We start from the raw sequence: 18,377 nt of genomic DNA on the forward strand, positions 1-18,377 counted from the left end.
CTCAGACAAGCGCTTTCGCGGGCTCGGCCGCACCGGCCCGCAGGAAGCGCCCGGACTTCACTGTCGTGCCGTAGCCCTCACAGAACTCGCCGTCGCGGAACACGACCGTTCCGTTGACCGCCGTCGCCACCACCGTGGCATCGTTACGGTTCACCATGCGGCTCAGTCCGCCGTAGAACGGGACCGTCGACTCGTGGTACGCGTTCACCGATTCGTCGAGGCGCTCAGGATCGATGATGACGAAGTCGGCACGGTCACCTTCGCGCAGGGTGCCTGCGTCGAGGCCGAACCATTCGGCGACCTCGGCGGTGAGCCGGTGCACCGCCCGCTGCGTGGACAGGAAGGGGCGACCCGCCCGCTCGGCGTCGCGGACCCGCTTGAGCAGCCGCAGCGAGAAGTTGTAGAACGCCATGTTGCGCAGGTGTGCGCCGGCATCGGAGAACCCCATGTGAATGGACGGTTCGGCGGCGAGCCTGTCGAGGTACCTGGGCCGGTGGTTCGCGACGATCGTCGTCCATCGCACGTTGCGTTCGCCGTTCTCGACGAGAACGTCGAGGAAGGCATCGAGCGGATGCAGCCCGCGCTCGTCGGCGATCTGACCGAAGCTCTTGCCGATCAGCGTCTGATCGGGGCACTCGACGATCGTGGCGTCGTGGAAGTCGCGGTGCCACAACGACGGTCCGAGCTTCTTGCGGTCGAACGACTTGCGGAACCGGCGGCGGTAGTCGGTGTTGGCCAGCAGCTCGTTGCGTTCGATCTGGTCCCGCAGATGCAGCGCCGCGGTGCCTGCCCCGAACTCTTCGAAGACCGGCAGGTCGATGCCGTCGGAGTACAACTCGAACGGCACCGGCAGGTGCTGGAACCGCACCAGAGAGTCGAGCACCTTGTTGAGCAGCCTTACGCCGGGCCCGAATACGTGCACCGCGCCGGTGGCGGACTTCGCGTCCGCCGAAACCAGCAGGCTCATCCGGACGCCGGGCCGACGGCCGAACCACTTGCTGCTCGTCAAAAAGAACATCAGCGCCGAGACCGGGCTCTTCGTGTTGGGCGCGCTCTGCAGGATGCGGTTGCGCTTGCGCAGGACCGAGATCAGTTTGCGGCGCTCGTGCCAGGTGGCGAAGGTCGACGGCAGCGCCCGCGAACGGAACCGGTCGCCGTCGAGTTTGTCGATGGGGGCGTCCATGCCGGACAGCCCGAGAAGGCCCGCGTCGAGCGCCTTTTCGAGCATCACCATCATGCGGTCGAGTTCGGCCGGGGTCGGCTTCACGCCCTCGGTCGTCGCGCGGTCCAGGCCGAGCACGCTGGTGCGCAGGTCCGAATGTCCGAGCATCGAGCCGATGTTCGGGCCGAGCGGCAGATCGTCGATGGCACGGACGTAGGAGGCCGGGTCGGACCACGTCTTCTTGGCTTCGAGCGCGCCGTGTACGAAGCTGCGGGGCACCGCTTCGACGCGGCTGAACAGATCGGCGGCGTCGTCGGTGTCGGCGTAGACCGTCGACAGCGAGCAGTTGCCGAGCAGCACCGTGGTGACGCCATGGCGTACCGACTCGCGCAGGCCTGGATCGAGCAACACCTCGGCGTCGTAGTGCGTGTGCACGTCGATGAAGCCGGGAACGATCCACTTGCCCGCGGCGTCGATGACGTCCGGGCAGCCCGTCTCGTCGAGGGGGGTGGCGGACACCGTCGCGACGATCCCGTCGCGGATGCCCAGCGATCGCACCTGCGGGGCCGCCCCGGTCCCGTCGAACCACAGGCCGTTGCGAACGATCACGTCAAAGGTCATGTCGGCGAGCGTACAACAGAAAGTGAGTACTCACAATCTTTTCTTGAAGTCTCGGCGAAGCCAGGGGACAGACTCGGCGACGTACTCGCTCTCTAGACTCGGCTCCAACATGACGTGGATGGTGACGGGCGGGGCGGGCTACATCGGGTCACACGTGGTCCGCGCACTCCAAGACGCCGATATTCCGGTGGTGGTGCTCGACGACCTGTCCTCCGGGCTGGCGCAGTTCGTGCCCGAATCCGTGCCGTTCGTGCGCGGCACCCTGCTGGACGGTGACCTCGTCACGCGGACGCTGCGAGACCACGGTGTCGAGGGCGTCATCCACATCGCCGGCTACAAGTACGCGGGCGTATCCGTCCGCCGACCGCTGCACACCTATGAGCAGAACGTGTCGGCGATGGTGACGCTGCTCAAGGCGATGGACGCCGAGAGCGTCAACAAGATGGTGTTCTCGTCGAGTGCGGCCACCTTCGGCACGCCGGACGTCGACATCGTCACCGAGGACACCCCGACCCGGCCGGAGTCGCCATACGGCGAGACCAAGCTGATCGGCGAATGGCTCCTGCGCGACGCCGGGCGAGCCTCCGGTCTCGAGCACACGAGCCTGCGTTATTTCAACGTGGTCGGCTCGGGTTCGACCGACCTGTTCGACGTGAGTCCGCACAACCTGTTCCCGTTGGTCTTCAACATGCTCTACCGGGGCGAGACCCCACAGATCAACGGCGACGACTATCCGACGCCGGACGGCACGTGTGTGCGCGACTACATCCATGTCGCCGATCTGGCGCTGGCTCACGTCGCCGCCGCGAAACGGCTGACGGCCGGCCAGCCGGTCGAACCCGTCTACAACCTCGGCAGCGGCGACGGCACATCCGTGCGCGAGATCATGACGGCGATCCGGGAAGCGACCGGAATCGAGTTCGAACCGATCATCAAACCCCGACGCCCCGGCGATCCCGCCCGCATCGTCGCGGCAGGCGATCTGGCCGCCCGGGACCTGGACTGGAAGATGCGGCATTCGCTCGGCGAAATGGTGTCTTCCGCGTGGGCGGCGCGCAGCCAAGCCGGCGACACATATCCGGCGTGAAAAGGATTACCGGGCAAGGCACCTGGGTCGTCCGCGCCGCTGTCACGCTGATCGCGGTGCAACTGGTCGTTCGCGCGGTGCTCGCGTTCAGCGGCTACTTCTACTGGGACGACCTGATCCTCATCGGCCGGGCGGGCACCCAGAATCTGCTCTCGCCGGGCTACCTGTTCGACGACCACGACGGCCATGTCATGCCCGCGGCGTTCCTCGTCGCCGGCGGGATCACTCGCCTGGCGCCGCTGCAATGGTTCCTGCCGGCACTCAGCCTCATTGTGCTGCAGCTGCTGGCGTCGCTCGCGCTGCTACGGGCACTGCACGTGATTCTCGGCTGGCGGCCGGTCCTGTTGGTGCCGTTGACGTTCGCACTGTTCACGCCGATGGCTGTCCCCGGCTTCGCGTGGTGGGCGGCGGCATTGAACTCCCTTCCCATGCTGGCGGCGCTGGCGTGGGTGTGCGGGGACGCCGTGCTGCTGGTGCGCACCGGCAATCAGCGCTATGCCGTGACGGGTCTGCTGGTGTTCGTCGGCGGTCTGCTGTTCTTCGAAAAGGCCGCCGTCATCCCGTTCGTCGCGTTCGCCGTAGCGGCGCTGCTGGCATACGTCACCGGCACGGGATCTCCGATGACGGTGTGGCGCAGCGGTGTTCGATTGTGGGTCTCGTCGCTGGCGGTGACGGCCGCATGGGTCGCGGTGTACCTCGCCGTCGTCGACCAGAAGCGATGGACCCTCGACTGGTCGATGACGTGGGATCTGCTGGCCCGGTCGGTGACGCACGGCATCGTGCCCGGACTCGTTGGTGGACCGTGGGATTGGCAGCGGTGGGCACCTGCATCGCCGTGGGGTACGCCGCCGGTGACCGTGATGGTGCTGGGCTGGGTGGTGCTGGCGGCCGTGGTCGCGCTGACCGTCGTTCGCAAGCGGCGCATCGGTGCGGTGTGGCTGGTGGCGGTCGGGTACGCGGTGGCCTGTCAGATACCTATCTACCTGATGCGGTCGTCGCAGTTCACCGCGCTCGAGTTGGCGCAGACGCTGCGATACCTGCCCGATCTCGTCGTCGTGCTGGCGCTGCTGGCGGCCGTCGGGCTGTGCGCGCCCAACCGCGAGGGAACCGAGTGGCTGGACGCCTCCCGCGCCCGGACGGGCGTGATCGTCGTTGCGGTAACGGCATTCGTGGCCAGCAGCCTGTATTCGACGGCGACGTTCCTGACCAGCTGGCGCGACAACCCGGCACAGCCGTATCTGCAGAACGCCGAGGCGGGCCTGGCCGCGGCCGCGCAAAGGTCCAGCGCGGCGATGCTCGATCAGGAGGTCGACCCGCTGGTGCTGCAGCGGGTGGTCGGACCCGAGAACCTGGCCAGCCACATGTTCGCGCTGCTGCAGGACAGGCCCGAATTCGGATCGGCGACAACCGACTTACGCATGCTGGACAGCTCAGGGCGGCTGGTCGACGCAAAAGTCACGTGGGTGCGCAGCATCGTCGAGGGACCGCAGCCGCAGTGCGGCTATCTCGTTCAGCCGGATTTTCCCGTACGCATGCCGCTGGACGGTCCGTTGCTGCCCGCCGACTGGACCGCCGAGATCAACTACCTGGCCAACAGCGATGGATCGCTGACGATGTCGCTGACCGAAGGGGTCGAGGTGAAGGTGCCGGTGCACCCGGGGCTGAACCGCGTGTTCGTCCGACTGCCCGGCGCGGGTGACGCGATCGACGTGAGCGCCAACACCGCGGCGTTGTCGGTGTGCATCGCGTCGGGACCGGTCGGATTCGTGGCGCCCACGTCTTGACCAACACGAATTGTGCACATTTAGGAGCGCCTACCGCTCGCGATTGTGCACAAATCACACGCGGGGAGTTCTTGAGCCACCTAGGAGAATCGAACTCCTGACCTATTCATTACGAGTGAATCGCTCTACCGACTGAGCTAAGGTGGCGCGCCCCTGGCCGATGAGCGCTTGCGCGAAGAGCATCAACACGGGCGGCACGAGTCTACGACAGGGCGCACCGCGCTCCCAAGTCAGTCGCGCAGTGCCTGCCCCACCGTGGCCACCATCGCGTCGACCGCGAACTTCGGCTTCACGTTCATGTCCAGGGCCTCTCGGCACTCCAGCACCGCCTCGATGCAGCGCAGCAGCTTGTCCGGCGGCGCATGGGCGGCCATCGCGGCCACCCGCTCACCCATGTCGGGGTGGTTCGGTTGAATGGCGCCCGCGCCAGAGGACACCAGCAACGCATCGCGGAAATAGGTGGCCAGGTCGATCAATGCCCGGTCGAGCGCGTCGCGCGACGCCCGCGTCTTACGCGACTTCTGCCGTCGCTCAAGATCTTTGAGCGCACCGGTCGCGCCACGCATCGTGCCCGCGGTGCCCTTGCCCGTCCCACCGGCGCCCAAAGCGGTGCGCAGCTCCTCGGCCTCGGTCTCGTTGCGGTCGACGGTCAGCGACACCGCCTCCGCCTCGGCCGCGGCGACCAGTTCCTCAGCCGCGGCATATGCCCGCGACGGCGTCGCGGCGTCGCGCGCCAGCCCCAGCGCCCGCTGACGGCGGTCACGCGCCTCCTGGTCGACGGCCAGCCGCCGCGCCCTGCCGACATGTCCCCCGCTGACCGACGCCGCCCACCGGGCGTCGTCCTCGGCCAGACCATCGTTCTCGATCAGCACCTGCGCGATGGCGTCGACCGGCGGCGTCACCAGTGCCACATGCCTGCACCGGGACCTCAGCGTGATCGCGATGTCCTCGGGGTCCACCGACGGTGCGCAGAGCAGGAACACCGTCGACGGCGGCGGCTCCTCGACGACCTTGAGCAGCGCATTCGCCGCACCCTCGGTCAGCCGGTCGGCATCCTCGATCAGCACCACCTGCCAGCGTCCCGTCCCCGGCCGCCGCGACGCGATCTGCACGATGGCGCGCATCTCGTCCACCCCGATGGACAAGCCCTCGGGCACGATTCGCCGCACATCGGCGTGGGTGCCGGCCATCGCCGTCGTACAGGCGCGGCACTCCCCGCAGCCCGGAACGCCGTCACTGGTGCACTGCAGGGCAGCGGCAAAGCACAACGCGGCGATCGATCGGCCCGACCCGGGCGGCCCGGTGATCAGCCACGCGTGTGTCATGGACCCGGCGGCCGGGTCCGCGCCGGAACCACCACTGTGAGCCGAATCACCGCGCGCGGCCTGCGCGGCGGCGATCAACTCGGCTTCCACGGCGTGCTGGCCCACCAGACGCGAAAAGACACCCGTCATCTCGGATAACAGTAGTGCTGCGAAGCGACACGTCCGTCCCACAGGGCTCATTTGCGCCTTTTCCCGTCCCCGTCGACCGATACGGTTGATCAGTGACCACTGGGGCCATACCCGTCAGGCGAATCGGCGCATTCGTCCGCTGGGTCGCGCGCACACCGTGGCCGGTGTTCACCCTCGGGATGCTGCAGGCCGACATCATCGGCGCGCTGCTGGTCCTGAGCTTTCTGCGGTTCGGCTTGCCGCCCGAGGACCGCATCCAGCTACAGGACCTGCCTGCGTTCAACCTGGCGGTGTTCCTGGGCTTTTTGTTCGTCTCGTTCACGACCGCGTCGTACCTGAGCCTGCGGCTCCTCATCCCGGTGATCCGCTGGCAACGCCGGGACACGCTGCTGACCGATAGCGACCCGGCCGTCACCGAGCTGGCCCGTGTTCGCGCGCTGAAGATGCCCTACTACCGCACGATGATCAACGTCGCGAACTGGCTGCTCGGGTCGGTGGTGTTCATCGTCGCCAGCTGGCCGGTGGCCAGCAGGTCGGCGCCGGTCGTGGCCGTCGCCAGCGGCCTCGGCGCCACAGCGACGGCGATCATCGGGTATCTGCAGTCCGAGCGGGTGTTGCGGCCGGTCGCCGTGGCCGCCCTGCGCGGCGGCGTCCCCGAGAACTTTCGCGCGCCCGGCGTGATCCAGCGCCAGGTCATGACGTGGGTGTTGTCGACCGGAGTGCCGATCCTCGCGATCGTGCTGGCTCTGGTGGCCAGCAAGTTCGAGGTGCTCACCGCACCCGCCGACAAGCTGACCACGCCGATCCTGCTGCTGGCCATCGCCGCGCTGATCATCGGCCTGTTCGGCACCGTGCTGGTGGCCATGTCGATCGCCGACCCGCTGCGCCAGCTGCGCTGGGCGCTGGGTGAGGTGCAGCGCGGCAATTACAACGCCCACATGCAGATCTACGACGCCAGCGAGCTGGGCCTGCTGCAGGCGGGGTTCAACGACATGGTCCGTGACCTCGCCGAGCGGCAGCGGCTGCGCGACCTGTTCGGCCGCTACGTCGGCGAGGACGTCGCCCGGCGGGCGCTGGAGCGCGGAACCGAACTCGGCGGCCAGGAACGCGACGTCGCCGTGCTGTTCGTCGACCTCGTCGGCTCGACAGAGCTGGCGGCGACCATGCCCGCAGGCGAAGTCGTCAATCTGCTCAACGACTTCTTCCGGGTGGTCGTCGACACCGTGAACCGCCATGGCGGGTTCGTCAACAAGTTCCAGGGCGACGCGGCCCTCGCGATCTTCGGAGCCCCGATCGAGCACCCCGATGCGTGCGGGGCAGCGTTGGCGGCCTCACGCGAGTTGCACGACGAGGTCATCAAGGTGCTCGACCAAACCGAGTTCGGTATCGGGGTGTCGGCCGGCCGCGCGATCGCCGGGCACATCGGCGCGCAGGCGCGTTTCGAGTACACCGTGATCGGCGATCCGGTCAACGAGGCGGCGCGGCTGACCGAATTGGCCAAGCTGGAGGCGGGTCATGTGCTCGCATCGGCCATCGCGGTCAGCGGTGCTCTCGACGCGGAAGCCCTGTGCTGGGACGTCGGCGAGATCGTCGAACTGCGCGGGCGCGTGGCCCCGACCCAGCTGGCCCGGCCGCTGAACCTGGTGACCCCGGAGGAGGCCGCCGCAGATCGTGAGGCCCTCGTCGAGGAACCCCGGCCCAGTTAGGCCTTCTTGGCCGCCTTCTTGGCGGGAGCTTTTTTCTTCGCGGCCTTCTTGGTCGCTTTCTTCTTGACCGGTCCCCTGGCCCTGCGGTCGGCAAGCAACTCTGCGGCCCGCTCGTCGGTCAGCGACATCACATCGTCACCCTTGCGCAGGCTGGCGTTGGTCTCACCGTCGGTGACGTAAGGCCCAAATCGACCGTCCTTGATCACCATTGGGCTGCCGCTGGCGGGGTCATTGCCGAGCTCGCGCAGCGGCGGCGCCGAAGCCCGTTGTCCACCACGGCGTTTCGGCTCCGAGTAGATCTTCAGCGCCTCATCGAGCGTGATGTCGAACATCTGCTCTTCGGTGGTAAGCGAACGAGAGTCGGTGCCGCGCTTGAGATATGGCCCATAGCGGCCGTTCTGCGCAGTGATCTCCTCGTTGGTGTTCGGGTCCACCCCGACCACGCGCGGCAACGACAACAGCCGCAGCGCGTCCTCCAACGTCACCGTCTCCAGATCCATCGTGCGCAGCAGCGAGCCGGTGCGCGGCTTCGGACCCGTCGGCTTCTTGGTCTTCTTCGCACCCGACCCCGCGCCGTCGTCAGGAGGCTCCGGCGGTGCGGGCAGCACCTCGGTGACGTACGGGCCGTAGCGACCGTCCTTCGCGACGATCTCGTGTCCGGTCGCCGGGTCGACACCCAGAGACCGGCCCTCTTGCGGTGTGGAGAAGAGCTTTTCGGCAAGTTCGAGCGTCAGCTCGTCTGGCGTCAGCTCGTCCTTGAGGTTGGCGCGCTGCGGCTTGAGCTCCCCAGCCTCGCCCTCCTCGTCGGCCACCATGCGCTCGAGATACGGCCCGTTCTTGCCGACCCGGACGTAGATCGGGCGGCCCTGGTCGTCGTCGAATAGCTTGATGGAGTTGACTTCTCGGGCATCGATACCCTCGAGGTTCACGCCCACCAGCTTCTTGAGACCACCCGAGCGTGCGATCGAGTCGGCCACCCCATGCTCGCCGCCGAAGTAGAAGTTCGTCAGCCAGTTGGTCCGCTGCTCGTTGCCCGCGGCGATCTCGTCGAGCTCATCCTCCATGGCCGCGGTGAAGCCGTAGTCGACCAACCGCCCGAAGTGCTGTTCGAGCAGACCGGTGACGGCGAACGCCACCCACGACGGCACCAGGGCGCTGCCCTTCTTGTGCACGTAGCCGCGGTCCTGAATCGTCTTGATGATCGAGGAATACGTCGACGGCCTACCGATACCGAGGTCTTCCAGCGCCTTGATCAGCGACGCCTCGGTGTAGCGAGCGGGCGGCGACGTGGTGTGACCGTCGGCGGTGAGCTCCCTGGCGTCGACGCGCTGGCCTTGCTCTAGATTCGGCAGCCGGCTCTCGGCGTCGTCGGCCTCACCGCCTGCCTGGTCGTCGATGCTCTCGACGTAGGCCTTCAGGAAGCCCGCGAACGTGATGGTGCGGCCGCTGGCGCTGAACACGACCTGGTGTTCGGAAGACTGAGCCCCGCCCAATGTCGCCGCCGGGGCGGCTCCGGCAATGCGCAGCGACAGCGTCGTGCCTCGGGCGTCGGCCATCTGCGACGCGACGGTGCGCTGCCAGATCAGCTCGTAGAGCCGGAACTCATCGGTGTCCAGTTGCGCGTGCAGCTGTCCGGGAGTCTGGAACACGTCCCCCGCGGGACGGATGGCCTCGTGCGCCTCCTGGGCGTTCTTGACCTTGCGGGTGTACTGCCGCGGCGACGGGTGCACGTATTCCTGGCCGTACAGCTGGGTGGCCTGATTCCGTGCGGCATTGATGGCCGACTGCGACAGCGTGGTCGAGTCGGTACGCATATAGGTGATGTAGCCGTTCTCGTAGAGCCGCTGCGCGATGCTCATCGTGCGCTCCGAGGAGAACCGCAGCTTCCGGCCGGCCTCTTGCTGCAGCGTCGACGTCATGAACGGCGCGTAAGGCTTACGGGTGTAAGGCTTCTGCTCGACGGATGACACCTCGAGTTGGGCGCCACGCAGTCCGGTGGCCAGCGCGCCGGCCGCGGACTCGTCGAGCACGAGCACCTCGTCGGGCTTCTTGAGCCCGCCAAGGGAGTCGAAGTCGCGGCCGGTGGCGATGCGACGACCGTCGACGGAGTTCAACTTGGCCGTGAACGTGGGCGGCGACGCCTGCGGGTTGGACACACTGGCGTCGAGCTCGGCCGTCACATCCCAGTAGCCCGCGCTGCGGAACGCCATGCGCTCCCGTTCGCGCGACACGATGATGCGGGTCGCGACGGACTGCACACGACCGGCCGACAGCTTGGGCGCGACCTTCTTCCACAGCACCGGGCTGACTTCATATCCGTACAGCCGGTCCAGGATGCGCCGGGTCTCCTGCGCGTCGACCAGGTCGATGTCCAGGTCGCGGGGGTCCTCGGCCGCGGCGCGGATGGCCGGTTCGGTGATCTCGTGGAACACCATCCGTTTGACCGGGATGCGCGGTTTCAGCGTTTCCAGCAGGTGCCACGCGATGGCCTCGCCCTCGCGATCGCCGTCTGTGGCCAGATAGAGCTCGTCGACGTCCTTGAGAAGGTCTTTCAGCTCCGCGACAGTGCTCTTCTTCTCCGGGCTGATGATGTAGAGCGGCTCGAAGTCGGCGTCGACATTGACTCCGAGGCGGGCCCACGACTCCGACTTGTACTTCGCGGGTACGTCGGCGGCCGCCCTCGGCAGGTCGCGGATGTGCCCCCGCGACGACTCGACGATGTAATTGGAGCCCAGGTAACCGGCTATCTTACGAGCCTTGGTCGGCGACTCGACTATGACGAGTCGCCGCACATTACCGTTGCGGCCGCTACTGCCGTCCCCGTCTGCCACCAGTGCCTTCGCTCCACTCTTTTCTTCGCCTACAACGCCCGATTACGCGCTCAATATGCGTCAAGGCCTCGTCGGCAACTGACAATTTCGCATTCTGCGCGGGCCGACGCAAACTGACCCCCCGGTTCCCCAGCGTCAGATCCTGGGCCACTGGGCGAACGCGTCGACGTTCCCAGGTGGTTCCCCCACATTCTCTACCAGGCGCGATAGTCGGCGGCGGCCGCTGATCCGCAGCGCTGGACGGGACCCTCTGGTTCCGATCAGAGTCGGGGCTATCCCGATTCGCATCATCGCCGACGCGAGTGGTGAATGTGTGTCAGGAGCGTGCGGGTCCAGACCGAGGAGATAGCGGTCGGCCTCTGGGGTGCCTGCCGCGAGCGTCCAGGCCCGCAATTCCCTCGGTCCGGGTAACCACTGCGGCGGCACGGTCTTGACGGCGCCACGTGTCCAATCCGCCGCAATACCGACCAGGCGAGCATCGACGGCGGTGCGCACCAGCGGATTGTTCTCGTCGGTGCGGGCGATCTCGGGCTCCAGGCCGGCCTCGATGATCATCTCGGCCAAGCCCTGGGCGCGCCACACCTGGTCCACCACGACCGACAGGCGCGCGCCCGCTTGTGAGCCCGTACCCACCAGCACCACCTGACCCGGTGCGGCGAGCATCCCGGTCAAGTCGGCCACGGCGGGCGGCACCGACTCGGCAGAGAAGAACGACAGCTGGCTCACGGTTCGACACTAAGCCAGGAACTGCCTCACCGGCGGGTCGCCGGGCCGGGCACCCACAAAACGAAAACACCCCCGCGGTGCTCGTTGACGGAGCCGTGCGGGGGGTTTCCTTAAGTGCGTCGGTTAGACGGCGCGAACGCCTGTGGCCTGCGGGCCCTTGGGGCTCTGGCCAACCTCGAACTCGACCTTCTGGTTCTCCTCAAGGGTGCGGAAGCCGCTTCCTTGAATTTCCGTGTAGTGGACGAACACGTCAGCAGAACCGTCCTCGGGGGCGATGAACCCGAAGCCCTTTTCCGCGTTGAACCACTTCACAGTTCCCTGTGGCATCTCTCGTACTTTCCTTCTCTTCTTACCGGGTGCGGTTCACCATTCCGGTGCACCGGGCCCGTTCCGACCGCCATACCTTCGTGGAGTGCTCGGAACTCGACCCGACCTACAACCCTCGCAGGAACCGCGATCGCAACGTCGATCCTGCGAGCGAAATCCGAACACAGAAGCTGCGACCGCGATCAGTCAATCACGTTCTGGGCTGCGGCGACAGTGGAGAAGCGATTGATTGGGGAACAATTCACGTACGGACCGTCTCAGGAGGGCATGTAATGGCAGATTTCGGCCGCGAGCTGCTCGCTTGCGCGGTCGACGGTGCCGTTGCTGGGGCCACTTCCGGCGGGCACAATCCGTTGCGTCATGTCGCCGATCTGCCCCCACGACAGGGCGATCACCACGGCTGGCCGCAGTGGGCCGACCCAGATGTGGTGCAGGCGTTCGTTGATCGCGGTGTCAAGGCGCCGTGGTCGCATCAGCTCACCGCTGCCGACCTCGCGCACACCGGCCGCCACGTCGTGCTCAGCACGGGGACGGCCTCGGGCAAGTCGGTGGCCTACCAACTACCGATATTGACGGCGCTGAAAAGCGATTCGCGCTCCCGAGTGCTGTATCTGTCGCCCACCAAGGCGCTCGGCCACGATCAGTTGCGCGCCGCGGTGGCGCTCACCGAGGCGATACCCGCGCTGCGCGATGTCGCCCCGAGCTCGTACGACGGCGACAGCCCAACCGATGTGCGACGCTTCGCGCGTGAACGGTCGCGGTGGATCTTCTCCAATCCCGACATGATCCACCTTTCGCTGCTGCGCAACCATGCGCGTTGGGCAGTCTTCCTGCGGAACCTGCGTTACGTTGTTGTCGACGAATGTCATTACTACCGTGGTGTTTTCGGCTCCAACGTAGCCATGGTGCTGCGACGACTGCTGCGCTTGTGCACCCGCTATTCGGCGACCGGTTCGGGGCCGACGGTGATCTTCGCCAGCGCCACCACCGCCTCCCCCGCCATCACCGCGTCGGAGCTGATCGGCGAGACGGTCGCCGAGGTCACCCAGGACGGTTCCCCGCAGGGCGCGCGCACCGTCGCGCTCTGGGAACCGGCGCTGCTCGACGACCTCGTCGGTGAAAACGGTGCCCCGGTGCGACGTTCGGCAGGTGCGGACGCGGCCCAGGTGATGGGGAATCTGATTGCCGAGGGTGCCCGCACACTGACGTTCGTGCGCTCGCGGCGCGGCGCCGAACTCACCGCACTCGGTGCACGCGCACGGCTGGAAGAACTCGCACCGGACCTCGCCGACCGGGTGGCGTCATACCGGGCGGGCTATCTGGCCGAAGACCGTCGCGAGCTGGAGCGCGCACTCGCCGATGGCGAATTGCGGGGGTTGGCGACCACCAACGCCCTGGAACTCGGCGTCGACATCGCGGGCCTCGACGCCGTCGTGCTGGCCGGATTCCCCGGCACGGTGACGTCCTTCTGGCAGCAGGCCGGCCGCGCGGGCCGCCGGGGTCAGAGTGCCCTGATCGTGCTGATCGCCCGCGACGACCCACTCGACACGTATCTGGTTCATCATCCGGCGGCGCTTTTGGACAAGCCGATCGAGCGGGTGGTCATCGACCCGTCCAACCCGTATGTGCTTGGCCCGCAACTCCTCTGCGCCGCGACCGAACTGCCGCTGACCGAAGCGGAGGTGCGGATGTGGGACGCCGAGGCGGTCGCGGCCGCGCTCGTCGACGACGGCCTGCTGCGCAAGCGGCCCGCCGGCTACTTCGCCACACCCGGTGTCGATCCACACCCGGCCGTCGACATCCGCGGATCGTCGGGCGGCCAGATCGCGATACTGGAGGCCGGCACGGGCCGGATGCTGGGCAGTGCGGGAGCCGGCCAGGCGCCGGCGTCGGTCCATCCGGGGGCCGTCTACCTGCATCAGGGTGAGAGTTACGTCGTCGACTCGCTTGATTTCGAGGACGGTGTCGCGTTCGTCCACGCCGAGGATCCCGGCTACACCACGTTCGCGCGCGAACTGACCGACATCTCCGTCACCGGCGAGGGTGAGCGAAAGACGTACGGGCCGGTCACGGTCGGGCTGGTCCCGGTGTCGGTGACGAACACCGTCATCGGGTATCTCCGTCGCCGGCTGACCGGTGAAGTCATCGACTTCGTGGAACTCGACATGCCCACGCGTACCCTGGAGACCATGGCGGTGATGTGCACCGTCACGCCTGAGGCGTTGCAGCGCAACGGGATCGAGGCGCTACGGGTGCCCGGCTCGCTGCATGCGGCCGAACACGCGGCGATCGGATTGCTGCCCTTGGTCGCCAGCTGCGATCGCGGCGACATCGGCGGGGTGTCGACCGCGATCGGCCCGGTCGATGGATTGCCGACGATATTCGTCTACGACGGCTACCCCGGCGGCGCGGGATTCGCCGACCGCGGTTTCGAGAAGATGGGTACCTGGTGGGCGGCGACTGCGGCGGCGATCGAGGCCTGCGAGTGCGCAACGGGGTGCCCGTCGTGCGTGCAATCACCGAAATGCGGAAACGGAAACGATCCACTCGACAAACTCGGGGCGATCACCGTGCTGCGGCTGGTACTGGCCGAACTCGGGGGCGGGGGCCGGTGATGCCGCCACAGGGGCGACCGACCCCTCGAACAGTCGCCCCCGCGGTAATGCGGATGGAGCACCTTACGCGTGGAAACGCTGGCATTTCATTTGCGGAGAACAGTCGGACAACGCGATCCGTTCCCTAGTCCGGATAGACCGGGTGCAATCGCAAATTACCTTGTCGGAGCGGGTGTTGCAACTCAATTTGCGGAAATTGGCACCCCGAAAGCCAACGAATTTCCGTGCACAACTGTCACGTTGCCACGGATTTCGTAGGCGGCTGCTGACTGCTGAGGATCTGGCGCTCGGCCCTAAACTGCCCTAATGAACCACGACTGGCTGCTCGTGGAAACTCTGGGCAGCGAACCCGCCGTGGTTGCCCAGGGTCGCCGGACCAAGAACCTGGTCCCGGTCAGCGCGTTCCTGAGGCGCAATCCGCATTTGATGGCGATCCAGACCGCTATCGGTGAGACCGTGCGGGCGCGACAGGGCTTGAGCAGCATCACGCCCAAAAACGACCGTGTAATCCGCACCGAGGTCGTCCAAATGACCGACGGGCGCATCCACGGGGTGCACGTATGGATCGGCCCGCCCGACACGGAACCGCCCACGCGCCCGGTCCCCGGCCCGCTGGTCTGGGACCTCACCAGCGGCACCGCGACCGACACCACGGAGTCCCTGCACAACAGCGGATGGGCGCCCGATAGCCAGGTGCTGCACGGCAGGGCGTTCGCCGAAGACCTGCCCAAGCGTGACCTCAATCCAAGTGAGGCGAAGGTCCTCTCGATGACGATCACGCGTGAACCGGGCCAGACGATCTGCAACTCCTGGGACGTCACGGACTACCGCGGCGAACCGATCACCATCGGCTTCGTCGCGCGTGTGCTCGCCGAGGAGGAGGACGACGGGAGCACCCGGCTGATCCTCCGGGCGATGAACTGGCGCGGCGAACGCGACAGCGACGCGGCTTCACCCGACTATTTGGCACAGCGCATCCTCAAGGGGCTGGCGCAGCCCGGCGCTCACCGTGCGCTCGTCGACCTGACGAACTGGACGCTGCTGAAGTGGCTCGACGATCCCGCGCCGTTCTTCAACTGGCGGGCGAGCCTGTCGGGTGATCACCTCGTACATCCTGACGACCGCGCCCAGATCGCAAGAATGACAGAGGAATTCGCCAAAGGAAGCACGTCGGCCACACTGCGACTGGCGGCCAACGACGGCGGGTGGACGGCTGTGCACGTGACGATCAACCGTGTCGAGCTCGAGGACGACGTCTTCGCCGGACTGGCGACGCTACGTCAGGCTTGAGTCGACCGGCCCCGCCCGGGCGACCGCACGTGCGGTGCCTACGCCGAACCGGCCCAGCACGGCACCCACTTCGACGGCGACCACGACGTCGAGACCGCTGACAGTGCAGTCCGCGACCGACGAGCCCATCGCCTCGGCCACTGCGGCCGCACGTGCGCACGCCGTCGCGGCGCCGTCTACCAGTCCACCCGCGGCCGCCAGCGCGGCGAGATCGGCCGCGGCCTGTGCACGATGGCGCGCAACGACGGCCGACCCGAGATACACGCAGGCGACGGTGATCGCCAGGAGCACCGCCATCATCGCGACGGCGACCAACGTGACCGACCCCGACTCAGCGCTGACCAGGTTCCACCGCGGCGACGGCGCGGCCCGCGACGATGATCCCCGGCAGGAGAACCGATTGCGCCGAGACGGTCGCGACGACCTGGGCGCCGTCACGACGAAGGTGCACCGAAGCGCCCTCGGGCGCGATGGCTCGGGCGGCATTCGAGCCGTCGTCACCACGCGCTGCCAGGCGTGCTGCCTCTCGGGCCGCATCGACGCACCGGACGTGCATCGACACCGCGGTGAGGCCCGCTGTGCACAGCAGCAGCACCGCGACCAGGCCCGCGATGCCAAGCGCCGCTTCGACCGTGGCACCGCCGACCTCGCCGCCTAGACGTTGGTGTTCAGCGCGCGGTTGATGATATTGGTCAACGCGCTGACGATCGAGTCTCCGGTCACGACGGTGTACAGAATCGCACCGAATGCCGCCGCCGCGATGGTGCCGATCGCGTATTCGATCGTTGTCTTTTACACCCGATGTGCGTAGCATTTCTGCATGAGAGCACTGATCGTTATCCGCCTATCGCGGGTGACCGACGCGACGACCTCACCTGAGCGCCAGCTTGCCAAGTGCCGTGAGCTGATCGCCCAGCGCGGCTACGACGAGGTTGGCATCGCCGAAGACCTTGATGTGTCCGCCGGGCGTACGACGCCGTTCAACAGGCCGCAATTAGGGAAGTGGCTGGCCGATCCCACACGGTTCGACGTGATCGTGGTGTACCGCATGGACCGGATCGTGCGGCGCCTGCTTGACCTCGCAGATCTCATCCGGTGGTGCCAACAGCATTCTGTAGCCCTCGTGTCTGCGACCGAGCCATTCCTCGACCTCACCGCGCCATTCGGCGACATCATCGCCCTCCTCGTCGCCAAGGTGGCCGAGATGGAGTTGGAGGCCATCAGCGAGCGCAACGCGTCGGCGTTCCGGCACAACTTCTCCAAGGGGAAGTATCGGGGCGGCATTCCTCCGTGGGGCTATCTGCCCGAGCGCGACGAATCCGGCGAGTGGCGACTCGTCCAGGACCCCGAGCAGGTCGAGGTAATCCTCGAAGTCGTACAACGCGTACTTGCCGGCGAACCGCTGCGAGCCATCGCGCACGAACTGACCAAACGCGAAGTGCTGACGCCCAAGGACCGCTTCGCACGATCACGCGGTCGTGAGGTCGTCGGATACGAGTGGCATCCCGGACCCCTCAAACGCGCTCTAACGTCCCACACGCTGCTCGGGCGCGTTGTGACACGCGAGCAACCGTTAGACGCTCAGGGACGACCTCAGCGCGATGCAAAGGGCCGCAAGGTGTTCGGTGACGATGTGGTCGTGGTCGGTGACGACGGATCGCCCATAGTGCGCGCCGAGCCCATCATCGCTCGCGACGTATTCGACCGCCTCGCAGTGGAACTCGCGGGACGGGAGAACCGGAAAGAGCCGACGAAGCGGACTTCGGGACTGCTGCTCCGCATCATCTACTGCGCGGTGTGTGGTCGTCCTGCGTACCGCCTTAAAGGCGGCGTTGGCCGTAAGCCTCGGTATCGCTGTTCGTCAGCGCAGAAAGCCGACGGGCCTTGCAGCAACAAGACCATCTCACTCGAATACGCAGACGGCGAGGTCGAGCGTCAGGTGTTGCAGAACATGGGGCCGCTCGAACGCAAGCGACGAGTCTGGTTTACGGGCAATGACCACACCGACGAACTGGGCGACATCAACGCCACGCTCGCCGACCTCACGGATTCGCTTGGTACGCCGGGCTTTACGCGAGGCACTCCCCAAAGAGCAAGGCTGGACGCACGCATCGCCGCGCTGAGCGAGCGACAAGCCGAACTGTCCGCTGCACCCGTGCAACCCGCCGGATGGCGCTATGAGCCCACAGGCGAGCTGTTCGCCGACTGGTGGGGTGAGCAGGACGACGAGGCGAAGAACATCTGGTTGCGTCAGACGGGCTTTCGCTACGAGTGGTCGTCGCACAGCGACGAGCGTGGTCGGGTCGTCGTAGATAGCTTCAAGCAGGTTGGCGAACTGGAGATCGACCTCGACGCCGACCAGCTGTTCGGTCCCCTCGCGGACATCGTCGCCGCGCTGAGCGACCCCGCGAACCTTCCTGAAGTTGGGGGTTAGGTTAGCGCACCGTTCCTCTTACGATGCTGTCGTTAGCTCACCTAACTAGGAGGAACCCATGACCACACCCGACAACACGCTCACCACCAAGGCCGTCGCCGAGAAGCTGGGCACCGACCCCAAGACCCTGCGCGTGTTCCTGCGCGCCACGTCGCAAGGCGTCGGCTCGGGCTCGCGCTACACGTTCACGGCCAAGGACGTTGCACCGCTCAAGGCCAAGTTCACCAAGTGGGCCGCCGAGCGCGACGCCGCGAAGAAGTCGAACGAGCCCGAGGCGAAGTCCGCCTGACCCATACCCTGCGGCCCGACGATGCTCGGGCTCGCGCCGGCCGTTTATCCA

The 18,377-nt window shown here is 66.8% G+C and carries 15 protein-coding genes and 1 tRNA gene; 7 read left to right on the forward strand and 9 right to left on the reverse strand.

What is annotated here, in order from left to right:
* Position 1 precedes the first annotated feature (1 nt).
* Positions 2-1,783: an N-acyl-D-amino-acid deacylase family protein gene (locus G6N42_RS19595; RefSeq protein WP_163731671.1), complete on the reverse strand. Its 1,782-nt coding sequence runs from the start codon at positions 1,781-1,783 to the stop codon at positions 2-4.
* 109 nt (positions 1,784-1,892) lie between these two features.
* Between G6N42_RS19595 and galE the strand changes: the two genes are divergently transcribed.
* Entirely contained in the window at positions 1,893-2,870 is a 978-nt protein-coding gene (galE, locus tag G6N42_RS19600; RefSeq protein WP_163731674.1) for a UDP-glucose 4-epimerase GalE, read from the forward strand.
* Positions 2,871-2,875: 5 nt separating this feature from the next.
* Positions 2,876-4,654, forward strand: coding sequence for a hypothetical protein (locus tag G6N42_RS19605; RefSeq protein WP_163737829.1), 1,779 nt, complete (start codon positions 2,876-2,878; stop codon positions 4,652-4,654).
* Positions 4,655-4,728: 74 nt separating this feature from the next.
* Here G6N42_RS19605 and G6N42_RS19610 read toward each other — a convergent pair.
* Positions 4,729-4,801, reverse strand: a tRNA-Thr gene (locus G6N42_RS19610).
* 83 nt (positions 4,802-4,884) lie between these two features.
* Positions 4,885-6,108 carry a DNA polymerase III subunit delta' gene (locus G6N42_RS19615; RefSeq protein ID WP_163731677.1) on the reverse strand — a complete coding sequence of 408 codons (1,224 nt, stop codon included), beginning with the start codon at positions 6,106-6,108 and terminating at the stop codon, positions 4,885-4,887.
* A gap of 92 nt (positions 6,109-6,200) precedes the next feature.
* Between G6N42_RS19615 and G6N42_RS19620 the strand changes: the two genes are divergently transcribed.
* Positions 6,201-7,814: an adenylate/guanylate cyclase domain-containing protein gene (locus G6N42_RS19620; protein ID WP_163731680.1), complete on the forward strand. Its 1,614-nt coding sequence runs from the start codon at positions 6,201-6,203 to the stop codon at positions 7,812-7,814.
* Here G6N42_RS19620 and topA read toward each other — a convergent pair.
* The 3 genes from topA to G6N42_RS19635 form a co-directional block, all read right to left on the reverse strand.
* Positions 7,811-10,645 carry a type I DNA topoisomerase gene (gene topA / locus G6N42_RS19625; RefSeq protein ID WP_163731683.1) on the reverse strand — a complete coding sequence of 945 codons (2,835 nt, stop codon included), beginning with the start codon at positions 10,643-10,645 and terminating at the stop codon, positions 7,811-7,813. The genes G6N42_RS19620 and topA overlap by 4 nt on opposite strands.
* Before the next feature lie 135 nt (positions 10,646-10,780).
* Positions 10,781-11,371, reverse strand: coding sequence for a hypothetical protein (locus G6N42_RS19630; RefSeq protein ID WP_163731685.1), 591 nt, complete (start codon positions 11,369-11,371; stop codon positions 10,781-10,783).
* Positions 11,372-11,494: 123 nt separating this feature from the next.
* Entirely contained in the window at positions 11,495-11,698 is a 204-nt protein-coding gene (locus G6N42_RS19635) for a cold-shock protein (protein ID WP_006243848.1), read from the reverse strand.
* Between the two features lie 272 nt (positions 11,699-11,970).
* Between G6N42_RS19635 and G6N42_RS19640 the strand changes: the two genes are divergently transcribed.
* Both G6N42_RS19640 and G6N42_RS19645 read left to right on the forward strand, forming a co-directional pair.
* Complete coding sequence (locus G6N42_RS19640) at positions 11,971-14,313, forward strand: DEAD/DEAH box helicase (protein WP_163731688.1); 2,343 nt, start codon at positions 11,971-11,973, stop codon at positions 14,311-14,313.
* A gap of 306 nt (positions 14,314-14,619) precedes the next feature.
* The gene (locus G6N42_RS19645) at positions 14,620-15,603 is read left to right on the forward strand and encodes a PAS domain-containing protein (protein ID WP_163731691.1); all 984 of its coding nucleotides are present in this window, start codon (positions 14,620-14,622) and stop codon (positions 15,601-15,603) included.
* Here G6N42_RS19645 and G6N42_RS31265 read toward each other — a convergent pair.
* From G6N42_RS31265 to G6N42_RS31505, 3 genes are read right to left on the reverse strand one after another with little or no spacing between them, the layout of a single operon-like run.
* On the reverse strand, positions 15,589-15,918 hold the full coding sequence (locus G6N42_RS31265) for an Rv3654c family TadE-like protein (RefSeq protein ID WP_232076198.1): 330 nt from the start codon (positions 15,916-15,918) through the stop codon (positions 15,589-15,591). The genes G6N42_RS19645 and G6N42_RS31265 overlap by 15 nt on opposite strands.
* A 16-nt stretch (positions 15,919-15,934) precedes the next feature.
* Positions 15,935-16,216 (reverse strand): TadE family type IV pilus minor pilin, encoded by a 282-nt coding sequence (locus G6N42_RS31270; protein WP_232076637.1) that lies wholly within the window; start codon positions 16,214-16,216, stop codon positions 15,935-15,937.
* A gap of 41 nt (positions 16,217-16,257) precedes the next feature.
* A complete protein-coding gene (locus G6N42_RS31505) occupies positions 16,258-16,386 on the reverse strand; it encodes a DUF4244 domain-containing protein (protein ID WP_163737833.1) in 129 nt (42 codons plus the stop codon).
* 37 nt (positions 16,387-16,423) lie between these two features.
* On the opposite strand from G6N42_RS31505, the gene G6N42_RS19660 reads away from it, so the two are divergent.
* Both G6N42_RS19660 and G6N42_RS19665 read left to right on the forward strand, forming a co-directional pair.
* Positions 16,424-18,037, forward strand: coding sequence for a recombinase family protein (locus tag G6N42_RS19660; RefSeq protein ID WP_163731697.1), 1,614 nt, complete (start codon positions 16,424-16,426; stop codon positions 18,035-18,037).
* A 58-nt stretch (positions 18,038-18,095) separates the two neighbouring features.
* Positions 18,096-18,326, forward strand: coding sequence for a hypothetical protein (locus G6N42_RS19665; RefSeq protein ID WP_163731700.1), 231 nt, complete (start codon positions 18,096-18,098; stop codon positions 18,324-18,326).
* The last annotated feature ends 51 nt before the right edge of the window (positions 18,327-18,377 follow it).

The organism is Mycobacterium gallinarum, from assembly GCF_010726765.1.
In the GTDB taxonomy this organism is placed as follows: domain Bacteria; phylum Actinomycetota; class Actinomycetes; order Mycobacteriales; family Mycobacteriaceae; genus Mycobacterium; species Mycobacterium gallinarum.

Coding starts and splice junctions, on each gene's coding strand:
- G6N42_RS19640 (WP_163731688.1), top strand. CDS start 11,971: ATGGCAGATTTCGGCCGCGAGCTGCTCGCTTGCGCGGTCGACGGTGCC.
- G6N42_RS19635 (WP_006243848.1), bottom strand. CDS start 11,698: ATGCCACAGGGAACTGTGAAGTGGTTCAACGCGGAAAAGGGCTTCGGG.
- G6N42_RS19665 (WP_163731700.1), top strand. CDS start 18,096: ATGACCACACCCGACAACACGCTCACCACCAAGGCCGTCGCCGAGAAG.
- galE (WP_163731674.1), top strand. CDS start 1,893: ATGACGTGGATGGTGACGGGCGGGGCGGGCTACATCGGGTCACACGTG.
- G6N42_RS19615 (WP_163731677.1), bottom strand. CDS start 6,108: ATGACGGGTGTCTTTTCGCGTCTGGTGGGCCAGCACGCCGTGGAAGCC.
- G6N42_RS19645 (WP_163731691.1), top strand. CDS start 14,620: ATGAACCACGACTGGCTGCTCGTGGAAACTCTGGGCAGCGAACCCGCC.
- G6N42_RS19660 (WP_163731697.1), top strand. CDS start 16,424: ATGAGAGCACTGATCGTTATCCGCCTATCGCGGGTGACCGACGCGACG.
- G6N42_RS19595 (WP_163731671.1), bottom strand. CDS start 1,783: ATGACCTTTGACGTGATCGTTCGCAACGGCCTGTGGTTCGACGGGACC.